Origin of the sequence: Psychromicrobium ferritrahens (assembly GCF_043789415.1) — a bacterium.
Classification (GTDB): Bacteria; Actinomycetota; Actinomycetes; order Actinomycetales; family Micrococcaceae; genus Renibacterium.
Window position 1 is genome coordinate 2117689 of the sequence record NZ_JBDLLW010000001.1, and the last position, 12098, is coordinate 2129786.

6 protein-coding genes are annotated in these 12098 nt (G+C 62.0%); all 6 read left to right on the forward strand.

All coding sequences use genetic code 11. The annotated features are described in order from the left end of the window. Positions 1–111: 111 nt before the first annotated feature. The 6 genes from ABDK06_RS09720 (at position 112) to ABDK06_RS09745 (ending at position 11559) form a co-directional block, all read left to right on the forward strand. On the forward strand, positions 112–2151 hold the full coding sequence (locus ABDK06_RS09720) for an alpha-1,4-glucan--maltose-1-phosphate maltosyltransferase (RefSeq protein WP_394940833.1): 2040 nt from the start codon (positions 112–114) through the stop codon (positions 2149–2151). Continuing rightward, the gene (gene treS, locus ABDK06_RS09725) at positions 2148–4007 is read left to right on the forward strand and encodes a maltose alpha-D-glucosyltransferase (protein WP_394940754.1); all 1860 of its coding nucleotides are present in this window, start codon (positions 2148–2150) and stop codon (positions 4005–4007) included. The genes ABDK06_RS09720 and treS overlap by 4 nt, the downstream gene beginning before the upstream one ends. Next, positions 4007–7612, forward strand: a complete 3606-nt coding sequence (gene glgB, locus ABDK06_RS09730) for a 1,4-alpha-glucan branching protein GlgB (RefSeq protein WP_394940755.1) — start codon at positions 4007–4009, stop codon at positions 7610–7612. Before treS ends, glgB begins: the two co-directional genes overlap by 1 nt. A 103-nt stretch (positions 7613–7715) precedes the next feature. Then, positions 7716–9011: an NtaA/DmoA family FMN-dependent monooxygenase gene (locus ABDK06_RS09735; RefSeq protein ID WP_394940756.1), complete on the forward strand. Its 1296-nt coding sequence runs from the start codon at positions 7716–7718 to the stop codon at positions 9009–9011. Beyond that, positions 9011–10528, forward strand: a complete 1518-nt coding sequence (locus tag ABDK06_RS09740) for an aromatic amino acid lyase (RefSeq protein ID WP_394940757.1) — start codon at positions 9011–9013, stop codon at positions 10526–10528. The genes ABDK06_RS09735 and ABDK06_RS09740 overlap by 1 nt, the downstream gene beginning before the upstream one ends. Further along, positions 10525–11559 (forward strand): PLP-dependent cysteine synthase family protein, encoded by a 1035-nt coding sequence (locus ABDK06_RS09745; RefSeq protein ID WP_394940758.1) that lies wholly within the window; start codon positions 10525–10527, stop codon positions 11557–11559. The genes ABDK06_RS09740 and ABDK06_RS09745 overlap by 4 nt, the downstream gene beginning before the upstream one ends. Positions 11560–12098 lie beyond the last annotated feature (539 nt).

Genomic DNA, 12098 nt, shown 5'->3' on the forward strand with positions numbered 1-12098 from the left:
ACATCGCAATCGTGCCGCATTCTCGCTAACGTGTGGAAGGTGACTACAGATCATGCAACGTCCGGCAAAAAAGTCGTGGCCTCGGCTAAGAAGGCCGCAAAGTCGGTTTCCGTGAGCACGGCTTCTGCGGGCGTTCTCGCCGAGACCACCGTTGGCCGGATTCCCATCGTCGATATCTCTCCGGTGATCGACAGCGGCACCGTTCCGGCGAAGGGGATCCCCGGAGCGGATCTTGAGGTGGCCGCCACGGTTTTTCGCGAAGGGCACGACTTGCTCGGGGTGGAGGCCCTGCTTTTCGATGCCAAGGGCAAGGAACGTCAGCGGGTGCGGTTACTGCCCCTCGGTAAGGGCACGGATCGCTGGGAGGGGCGGCTCACTCCTGACGAAGTCGGCGAGTGGTCGTTCGCCGTCGAAGGCTTTTCTGATCTCTACGCCACCTGGCGGCACAATGCCGAAGTAAAAATTGCCGCTGACGTCGACGTCGAACTGATGCTCGCTGAAGGCGCCGCGCTGCTGGGCAAAGCCGCGGCAGACGCATCCCGCTCGGCCCAGCAGCGGGCACTGCTGAAAACTGCGGCGGTCGGGCTGAGCGATGCGGGTCTTCCGGTGGCTCAGCGACTGGGGGCGGGCACGAATTCTCAGATTCACCAGCTGCTAGAACGGCAGCCGATCCGTGATCTGGTCACCCGCAGTAAGGAATATCCGATCGAGGTCGAGCGCGAGGCCGCCGGTCGTGGCTCCTGGTACGAATTCTTCCCGCGTTCTGAAGGCGCCAGCAGGCATCCGGAAACCGGCGAATGGACCAGCGGGAACTTCCGCACCGCCCTGCACAGCCTGGACCGGGTGGCCAAGATGGGCTTCGACGTGATCTACCTGCCGCCCATCCACCCGATCGGAGAAGTGAACCGGAAGGGCCCGAACAACACTCTGGTGGCCGGACCGGCTGATCCGGGTTCTCCGTGGGCCATCGGCTCGCAGTACGGCGGGCACGACGCCATCCACCCAGAGCTGGGCGATTTCGCCGACTTCGACGCCTTTGTGAAGCGAGCCGCTGAGCTGGGTCTGGAGGTCGCTTTGGATCTGGCACTTCAAGCCGCGCCGGATCATCCCTGGGCCACCGAGCATCCCGAGTGGTTCACCACCAGGATCGACGGCAGCATCGCCTATGCGGAGAACCCGCCGAAGAAGTATCAGGACATCTACCCGCTCAATTTCGACAACGACCCGGATGGCCTGAGCTACGAAGTCCTGAGGATCGTGAAGCTCTGGATCAGCCACGGCGTCAAGATCTTCCGGGTCGACAACCCGCACACCAAACCGCTCTGGTTCTGGCAGTGGCTGATTGCCAAAGTGCGTGCCGAACACCCAGAGATCGTCTTCCTCGCGGAGGCCTTCACTCGGCCGGCCATGATGCACGCCCTGGGCCGGGCTGGCTTCCAGCAGTCCTATAGCTACTTCACCTGGCGGAACGACAAGGCGGAGATCGAGGAGTACTTCCAGGAAGTGAGCCACCATTCGGCTGCTTTCTACCGGCCGAACTTCTTCGTCAACACCCCTGACATCCTGACCGAATACCTGCAGTACGGCGGACCAGCGGGCTTCAAGATCAGGGCAGTGCTGGCCGCCACCGGCAGCCCGCTCTGGGGAGTGTACGCCGGTTATGAGCTCTTCGAGCATGTGGCCAGGCCCGGGGCCGAAGAGTACATCGACAACGAGAAGTACGAATACAAAGCCCGGGACTTCGCAGCCGCGGAAAAATCAGGGCGTTCACTCGCACCGTTCATCACCCTGCTCAACCGGATCCGCCGTGAGCACCCCTCGCTCGGCGACCTCAGCAATCTGACCGTGCACGCGACGAGTGACCCGGCTACAGTAGCCTTCAGCAAACATAAAAATGTGCACGATGCTGAGGGCAAGATTCACAAAGACACCATCATCGTGGTGGTCAATGTTGACGCGCACAGTGCGAGGGAGGGCATGGTGTATCTGGATCTGGCTGCTCTGCAGATCGACCAGTTCAACGCCGATGGCACCTTCACCGTTGACGAACTCATTACCGGTCAAAGCTGGCAATGGGGAAGTGAGAACTACGTCCGACTGGACGCCCACCTCGAACCCGCCCACATCCTTCACGTTAGGCGTTCTGAATGAGCATTTCCTCCGGCCACTTCAGCATGAATGCTCCAGGTCTACAGCACGATCCGCACTGGTACCGCAAAGCGGTTTTCTACGAGGTGCTGGTGCGCGCCTTCAATGACGCCAATGACGACGGTTCGGGCGACTTCTCCGGGCTGATCGAAAGACTCGACTACTTGCAGTGGCTCGGCATCGACTGCCTGTGGCTGCCGCCCTTCTTCGAATCGCCGCTGCGTGATGGCGGCTACGACATCTCCGATTACTACCAAGTGCTCGATGAGTTCGGCACCCTCTCCGATTTCCAGCGCCTGGTCTCCGAGGCCCACGCCCGCGGGGTCCGGGTGATCATCGATCTCCCGGTCAATCACACCTCGGATCAGCACGCCTGGTTCCAGGCGTCCAGGGAGAACCCGGATGGCCCCTACGGAGATTTCTACGTGTGGAGCGATACCGATGAGAAGTATCAGGATGCCCGGATCATCTTCATCGACACCGAGGAGTCCAACTGGACTTTCGACCCGATTCGCCGGCAGTTCTTCTGGCACCGCTTCTTCAGTCACCAGCCCGACCTGAATTTTGAGAACCCCAAGGTGGTTGAAGCCGTTTTCGACGTCGTGCGATTCTGGCTCGATCAGGGCATCGACGGCTTCCGAGCCGACGCCATCCCCTACCTCTTCGAAGAGGAGGGCACCAACTGTGAGAACCTGCCGGAGACCCATAAGTTCCTGCGGGATCTGCGTGCCATGGTGGACCGGGAGTACCCCGGGCGGGTGATCATCGCCGAAGCCAACCAGCCACCCGGCGAGGTGGTCGAATACTTCGGTAGCGAAGAGGACCCGGAGTGCCATATGGCCTTCCACTTCCCGATTATGCCCAGGCTGTTCTACGCGCTGCGCGACCAGAAGGCCGCGCCGATCATCGACACCATGCGGGACACTCCGGCGATTCCACGCGGCGCCCAGTGGGGCACCTTCCTGCGCAACCACGACGAACTCACCCTGGAGATGGTGACGCCGTCCGAACGCGAGGCGATGCTCGGCTGGTACGCCCCGGACGCCCGGATGCGCGCCAATGTCGGGATCCGGCGCCGGCTGGCCCCGCTGCTGGACAACTCGCGCTCCGAGATCGAGCTGATCAACGCGCTGCTCCTCGCCCTGCCGGGCAGCCCCTTCCTGTACTACGGGGATGAGATCGGCATGGGCGAGAACATCTGGCTGACCGACCGCGACGCGGTGCGCACTCCGATGCAGTGGACCCCGGATCGCAATGCCGGATTCTCCACCGCCGATCCCGGCAAGCTGTATCTGCCGGTGATCCAGTCCCTGGTCTACCACTTCAATCAGGTCAACGTGGAAGCGCAACAGGCGCACTCCGCTTCGCTGCTGAACTGGACCCGGCAGATCCTCAGCGTGCGCAAGGCCCATCTGGCCTTCGGCCTCGGTGGTTACCAAAATGTGGAGGCGAGTGCCGAACCGGTGCTGGCGTTCTTAAGGGAGTTGCCGCAGGACAATCCGGAGGGCGAGGCCGAAGAGAGCGTGCTCTGCGTCTTCAACCTCTCGCAGAACCCGGTGGCCACCCAGCTACGGCTTACCCAGTACGCCGGGCGCGGTCTGCGCGATGTCTTTGGGGGCACCTTGTTCCCCGTCATCGGCGACGACGGAATACTCACCCTGACCCTGGGCAGCCACGACTTCTTCTGGTTGCGGATCCGGTCCAGCAACTCGAATCTCGCCTCGCCGGTCACTCAGGCGATGCCGCTGGTGGCCCTGCAATCCCGGCAGCCGCCGTCGTCCTCGCCGATCTTCCAAGACGCTCCGGTGCTCGCCGAGCCAGGGCAAGAACCACCCGTTTCCGGAGGTGCGACCCGCTAATGCCTCAGCTCAGCCCGTCGATTCCCGAACTGCTCGCTTCCTGGCTGCCGGGTAAACGCTGGTTTCCGGCCAAGAACAATCAGCTCAGTTTGAGTCGAGCCGGCGGTTTTAGGCTGCAGGACCCCCAGGGAAAAGTCGGTTTGGAAGTCCATTTTGTCGCGGTGCGCACTGCGGACCGAGTCGAAGTGCTACAGGTTCCGCTGAGCTATCGGGACGCCCCTCTGGCGGATGCTGAAGCGCACCTGGTGGGCGTTTCGGAGCACTCCGAACTGGGCCGACGCTGGATTTACGACGCCGTGCACGATCCCGTTTTCATTGCGGCCTGGCTGGATTTCCTGCACCAGCAAGACACCCTGGACGACGGTGCCGCGCACGGGTTCTCCAGTGCGGCCTTCCAATCCGCACACCAGCTGGGCGGCACTCCCCGGATCCGGGTGATCAGCGCTGAGCAGTCGAACAGCTCGGTGATCGTGCGGAACCCGGAGCTGGCGGTGATCCTGAAGTTCTTCCGAGTGCTAGCCACCGGGACCAACCCCGATATCGAGGTGAGCGGAGCGCTCACCGAGGCGGGCAGTGCTGACTCTCCGAGCTTGCACGGCTGGGCAAAGGGTTGCTGGCAGAACGCCGCTGGAGAAAAGGTCACCGGCAGCCTCTGCGTGATGCACGAATTCATCGCGAAAGCGGAGGACGTCTGGCAGCTTGCGGTGGCTCGGGCAGCTTCGCTTGCCGGTGCCGAGGACCCGAGTGATCAAGCGGGTGACTTCTCCGCAGAAGCAGCGGAACTGGGTAAAGTCACCGCTCGGCTGCATCGGACCATGCGCACCGCACTGGGCGAGACCCCGCTCGACGATCAACAACGCGAAGCCTTTTTGGCCGCCCTGGCTGAGCGCATTCGCTGGGCCTGGTCGCAAGCTCACCAAGCGGTCGGTGACTATCAGGACAAGATCGAAGCCGTGTTGGCCGCGCTCAAAGAGGTTACGGATCTGCCCTCATTACAGCGGATCCACGGAGATCTGCATCTCGGCCAGCTGATTCGAACCGAGCAGCCGCCTCGCTGGCTCGTCCTTGACTTCGAAGGGGAGCCGCTACGACCCGTGGCGGAGCGTTCCTTGCCGGATGTGCCGTTGCGCGATGTCGTCGGATTGCTCAGATCGATCGACTACGCGGCGGCCAGCTCGGGTCTGGAGGAACAGCAGGGCATCGCTTGGGCGGCCAGCACCTCCGCCGCCTATCTCGAGGGCTATCGCAATGAGAGCGGCTCCGAACTGAATGGCCCAGAGTCCCCGCTCTTCCTTGCGCTCTGGCTGGACAAAGCGCTGTACGAGGTGGTGTACGAGCTGCGGAACAGGCCGGATTGGCTGTCCGTTCCGGTGGCCGCGGTGCGTCGCTTATTGGATTCAACGGAAGAAGTGCAGATGAACGGTCAAGCAGTCCAGGTTCCGCAGCAGGTTCTGGCGAGGATTTCCGAGGGATCCTCTCACGATCCGCACGCTGTGCTCGGGCCGCACTTTGATCGGGACGGCGCACTCACCATCCGCGTGCTGGGGCACCTCGCCGAAAAAGTCACCGTGATAACCAGCCAGGGCGAGACCGACATGCAGCACGAGTACGGCGGCATCTGGCAGGCCGTTCTCGAACCAGAGCAACCGGGCAATGTTCCCGATTACCGGATCAAACTCGAATATCACGGCGGCCGTGAGGTTATTCGGGACGATCCCTATCGTTTCCTGCCCACTCTCGGCGAAGTGGATCTTCACCTGATCGGGGAGGGCCGCCACGAGGAACTGTGGAATGTACTGGGTGCGCATACCCGGAGCTATCCTTCTGTGCTGGGTGAAGTGCACGGCGTGAGCTTCGCGGTCTGGGCCCCCAATGCTCAAGCCGTCCGGGTCAAGGCCGAGTTCAACGACTGGGACGGACGGCAGCACGCTATGCGTTCGCTCGGCTCCTCCGGGGTCTGGGAGTTGTTCATCCCCGAAGCTTCCGCGGGCAGCCGCTATAAGTTCGAGATCCTCTCCCGAGCCGGTCACTGGGTGGAAAAGGCCGATCCGATGGCTTTCGGTACCGAAGTGCCGCCGCTCACCGCTTCCCGCGTGGTGGAGTCGAGTTACCAGTTCCAAGACCACGAATGGATGACGGCCCGGGCGCAGCGGGACCCGCACAACTCACCGATGAGCGTCTACGAGGTGCATCTAGGTTCCTGGCGGCCCGGTCTGAGCTATCAGGATCTGGCCCGCGAACTGGTGGAGTACGTGCAGTGGATGGGCTTCACCCATGTCGAGTTCATGCCGGTCGCCGAGCACCCCTTCGGTGGTTCCTGGGGCTATCAGGTGACCTCCTATTTCGCTCCGACTTCCAGGTTCGGGCACCCCGATGAGTTCAAGCACCTCGTTGACGCCCTGCACCAAGCGGGTATCGGTGCCATTATGGACTGGGTTCCGGCGCATTTCCCGAAAGACGAGTGGGCGCTCGCGAAGTTCGACGGCGGGCCGCTGTACGAGCACTCCGATCCGCGGCTCGGCGAGCACCCCGATTGGGGAACGTTGATCTTCGACTTCGGCCGTTCCGAGGTGCGGAACTTCCTCACCGCGAATGCGCTCTACTGGCTTGAAGTCTTCCACCTGGATGGCCTGCGAGTGGACGCCGTCGCCTCAATGCTCTATCTCGATTACTCCCGAGAAGAGGGCGAGTGGAGTCCCAACCGCTTTGGCGGACGGGAGAACCTGGAGGCCATCTCCTTCCTGCAAGAGATGAGCGCCACGGCGTATAAGCGCTCCGGAGGGATCGTCACCATCGCCGAGGAATCAACGGCTTTCCCCGGAGTCACCGCACCCACCGATGGTGGCGGGCTCGGCTTCGGGCTGAAGTGGAATATGGGCTGGATGCACGATTCGCTGGCCTATATCTCCGAGGACCCGATCAATCGGAGCTGGCACCACGGCACCGCAACCTTCTCCCTGGTCTATGCCTTCACCGAGAATTTCCTGCTGCCGATCAGCCACGATGAAGTGGTGCACGGCAAAGGCTCGATGCTGCGCAAGATGCCCGGTGACCGCTGGCAGCAATTGGCCAATCTCCGGGCTTTCCTGGCCTGGCAATGGGCGCATCCGGGCAAGCAGCTGATCTTCATGGGCACCGAATTCGGCCAGGAAGCCGAATGGAGCGAGCAGCACGGACTCGATTGGTGGCTGGCGGATATGCCCCCGCATCGCGGCTTGCAACTCATGGTGCGGCAGCTCAATGAGATTTATCGGAAGACCGGTGCGCTCTGGGAACAGGACAATGTCAGCGGCGGATTCGAGTGGATCAACGCCAATGATTCGGAGCACAATGTGCTCTCCTTCATCCGCTGGGACAAAGCCGGGCACCCCCTGGTCTGCGTGGTGAACTTCGCCGGGAACCCGCACCACGATTATCGCATCGGGCTGCCCTTCGCCGGTACCTGGCGCGAGGTGCTGAACACCGACGCCGAGGAATACGGCGGCTCCGGCGTCGGAAACGGTGGCGAGGTGGTTGCGGTCAGCGAGAGCTGGGATTCACGACCGGCCTCGGCCACGCTGATCCTGCCACCGCTCGGTGCGCTCTACCTGACTCCCGAGCGCTGAGCCTCTCCGCACTCGATGCAGGATTTTGACGTCCGATGACTCCGGGTGACGCCGCATGAATGCCTGAGATGCCCAGGCCTGATGGGGCTTCTATAGTCGGGGCATGTTGCATTTTGGCTGGTTCGTCGGGCACGGCTTCGGCGTGCAGGGCTGGGGGACTCCCGGTTATTCACTCGGTTACGACTGGAAACGACCCGAGATCTATCAGGACGCCGTCCGGCACTTCGAGAGGTCCGGCCTGGATCTTTTCATCATCGAGGACTCGCTCACGGTGCCCGACACCTACGGCGGCAGCTCCGAGGTGTCTCTGGCGCAGGCCTCTTTCGCACCCAAACACGACCCACTCGCCCTGGTGCCCTTGCTCCTCGCCGCGACCCAGAACCTCGGCATCGTGCCCACGGTCAGCGCTTCGTTCTATCCGCCCTTTACCGCCGCCCGATTACTGGCGACTCTGCAGCACTTCTCGAATCGGCAACTGGGCTGGAATGTCGTCACCTCGGGGAGCGATCTGGCCGCGCAGAACTATGGGCTGGATCAGCAGATCGAGCATGACACCCGTTATGAAAAGGCCGAGGAATTCGTCGATGTAGTCCGCAAGCTCTGGCGCAGCTGGGAGCCCGAGGCCATTGTCGAAGATACAGCGAACGGGGTCTACGCCGATCATCGCAAGGTAACTCCGATCCATCACCAAGGCGAATTCTTCCGGGTGCGGGGTCCTTTGAACACTGCGCCACTGCCGGAGGAGCCGGTGCTCGTGCAAGCCGGTGCTTCGCCTCGCGGCCGGGCTTTCGCCGGCGGCCACGCCGACGTCGCACTCGCGCTGGCACGCGGCGTCGAAGGCATGAAGAACTACCGGGACTCCATCCGGGCGGAGGCGGTGGCCAGAGGTCGGTCGGCGGACGACGTCAAAGTGCTTTTCGTGCTCAAGCCCACGGTGGTCTCTTCGCGGGCGGAAGCGGAGGATCTCCGGGCACAGCGGGAAGCCCTGACGCAGCGCGATATCGACAGCCAATTGAACTCGATCTCTTATCTCTCGGTGATCGACTTCAAGAAATTCGATCTCGATGAGCCGTTGCCAAGCCTCACTACGAACAGCAATCAGGGAACCCTTGAGCACTTCGCTTCCGCGGCTCCCGCCGGCTCCACGCTGCGTGAGATCCTGCGCAAACGCAGCGGTGGAGCTGGGGACAGCATCATCGGCACGCCCGAAGAGATTGCGGACTATTTGGAGGAAACCGGTGAAGCCGTGGGCGGTGACGGGTTCCTGTTCTCCGGCTTCGTCGATCCCTCGACGGTGCACGGAGTACTTGATCGCTTGGTCCCGGTGCTGCGTCATCGCGGTCTGCTGAGGAGCAGCTTCGGCGATGGGGGATTCCGGGCGAATCTGCGGGACTTCTGATGACCTTCGTGCTCGACGCCGGACGGGTCAGCCTAGCCGCATTCCTCGAGGCTGTCGCCGATGAAGGGCAGCAGATCGAGATCACACCCGCAGCCTGGCAAGTGATTCACCGCGCCCGGGAGCTTGTCGAGCGCACCGCTGATTCGGGGGAACTAGTCTATGGGCTGAATACTCTCCTCGGCTCCGGGCGGAATACCGAGGTTCAGGCCGAGCAACTGCTGGCCTACCAAGTTCAGGTGGTCAGGTATCACGCGAGCGGTGTCGGCTCCTTCCTGAGCAAGCAGGAGAGCCGGTCGCTGATCCTCGCCCGTCTGGTCGGGCTGAGCAGGGGCGGTGCCGGGGTGCATCGGGATGCCGTCGAGCAATACCTCCAGCTACTCAATCGAGGTGTCCATCCGGCTATTCCAAGGATCGGTTCGGTGGGGTCTTCCGACCTGACTCAACTGGCGGCCTTGGCCAGCGTCGCGATCGGCGAAGGGGAAGCATTTGACGATGCGGGAGAGCTCATCACCGGCGCTCAGGCCTTGCAGGCGGTCGGGCTGCGGCCTTTGGCCTTGCGACCGCTTGAGGGTCTCGCCCTGATCAGCGCCAACTCCTATTCGATCGGCGTCGGCGCGCTGCTATATGCACGGCTCGAGCACCTAGCGGAAGTGGCTGATACTGCTCTTGCGGTTTCCCTCGAAGCGGTTGGGCGTTATGCGGACAGCGCCGGCTTGGGTGCTTATTCGGCGGTGATAGCTGCGGCTAAAGATTCTCCGGGAACCGCAGCGAGCAGTGCCAGAATCCGCGGGCTGCTCCGTGGCAGCGAGCTGGGAAATCCGGAACGCAGGGCCAGTGTGCAGGATCCGCTCTCCTTCAGATCCGCCCCGCAGACCCACGGCGCCCTGCGCCGACAGCTCGGTCAGCTCGCCGAGCTGCTCGACGTCGAACTCAATGCGAGAGCGGAAAATCCGCTGGTTGATCTGGAGAGCGGCAGTTTGCACTCCGGCGGCAATTTCCAGATCGTCGAGCTGGCGCTGAGTTTTGAATCGATCAGGATCGCGCTGGCGCATATCGGCATCATCAGTGAGCGGCGAATTGCGAAACTGTATCCGCCGCAGCGACTGATCCGGCAGGCAAAGCTGGCTGAATCCCAGGGAAGGGTGCTGCCCGAGGAGCTACCGGGCCTGCTCTGGTACTCGGCCGCTGCACTGCTCGCCGAGCTCAAGACCTTGGCGCAACCGGTGACGCTCGGGGCACCCAGCCTTTCCGCGGACGTGGAGGACCACTCGACCCTCGCACCACTGGCACTCCAGCACTTGCAGCGTTCAGTGGAAGTGCTCGAACAACTGCTCAGCATCGAACTGCTCACCGCTGTGTTTCTGCTCGTGCAACCGGGGGTGGAAGCGGGCGCGGGCGCTCTGGGCCTGGGAGTCATCGAACTGGTGCACCGCCTTGAGCCTCTTTTGCAGCAGAAGCTGTCAGCGGCAACCTTGGTCGATCGAGCGCGCGAAGAACTCTTCAGGAGGGTGTTGTGAGTATCCAATTAAGCCCCGTGAAGACGCGGGTCGGGCCGCTAGCCCTGGTCGGCAATACGCCGCTCGTGGAGGTTCAGGGACTAGGTCTGCCAGCGGGTTGTGAGCGAAGCAGGGTTCTGCTGAAGCTGGAGTCCACCAACCCCGGCGGTTCGATCAAGGATCGCACCGCACTCAATATGGTGCGCACGGCCGAGGCCTCGGGGGAGTTACGACCGGGGGCCACCATTGTGGAGAGCACCTCGGGAAACACCGGAGTCGGGCTGGCTTTGATCGGTGCTCTCACAGGGCACCCGGTAATCATCATTACCGGTCAAGACACTTCTCAGGAGAAAATTGCCGCCCTCCGTCAGTACGGGGCCAGGGTTATCTTCGCCGATTGGCAGGCCCCGGTGGAATCTCCGGATAATCCACGGGCCATCGCGGAGCGCACCGCAGCGGAGATCTCAGAGGCCTGGCGGCCTCGGCAATTCGATAATTCAGCCAATCCGGCCGCCCATTATTCAGGCACCGGGCCGGAAATCTGGAAGCAGACGAGCGGCAGGGTGACGCATTTCGTAGCGGCGGTGGGCACCGGGGGAACCGTGACCGGTACCGGCAGGTTCTTGAAGGAGCGGAGTCAAGGGGCGGTGCGAGTGATCGCCGCAGATCCGGAGGGATCGGTCTATTCCGGTGGATCGGCTGGCAAGGTGATCGTCGACGGCGTGGGCAATACCTGGCCCCGAGAACTCTGGCCCACCTCTTTTGATCCCGCGGTGGTCGACGAGTTCCGAAGGATCGACAACCAAGAGAGCTATACGGTGTTGCACTTCCTGAGGAACCGGCACGGTTTATTGCTAGGGCCCTCCTCCGGTCTAGCTCTGGCGGCTGCGCGACGAGTGGCCGCCGCGGCGCCAGATGGCTCGATCGTGGTAGCCATCGCCCCGGACACAGGCCGGAACTATCTCAGCAAGGCCTTCAACCTTGAATGGCTGGCCGAACAAAACATCACCCTCAGCTCTCAACTGCCCGATGTGGATCAGCTATCCCACTGAGAGTGACGAAAGTTTCTGAAGTGACTGAGTTGTGACTACTTTTCCCACAACAGCAACATTCAGTGGGACGGCTGGACGCCAGTTCGGGTGGTGAGGTCCTTACCGGAGAAGCTCAGCGTGACTGGAGCTCCGGATCCCGGGGGATCCTTGTGTTCTAGGGGTTTTTACGGGAGCTGCAACCTCAGGTTTGTATTCCCGCAAAGGGGGTGGTACAGTTAATTCCCGCGCCAAACGAACGAAATAATCGCTCGAAAAGCGCGAATCCTACGCTGAACAGCCCTTCTCGGGACTGATGAGGCATCTCGAAAATCGAGTCGAAAACGCCGGTGAAACCGACGATTTGACAGTGAGAATCGAGAAGGGTAAGTTAGAAAAGTTGCTCCGAACAGCCGCGAAAAACGGTAAACGGAGTCAGCCTGTTGTTTGAGAACTCAATAGTGTGTTTTGTTTTTTGTTGATACCAATGTTTTTTGTTTTTGGTATTTGCTCATGGCTATTACACCCCTGTGTGGTGGTTGTGGGTTGATGCTGGGAAATGA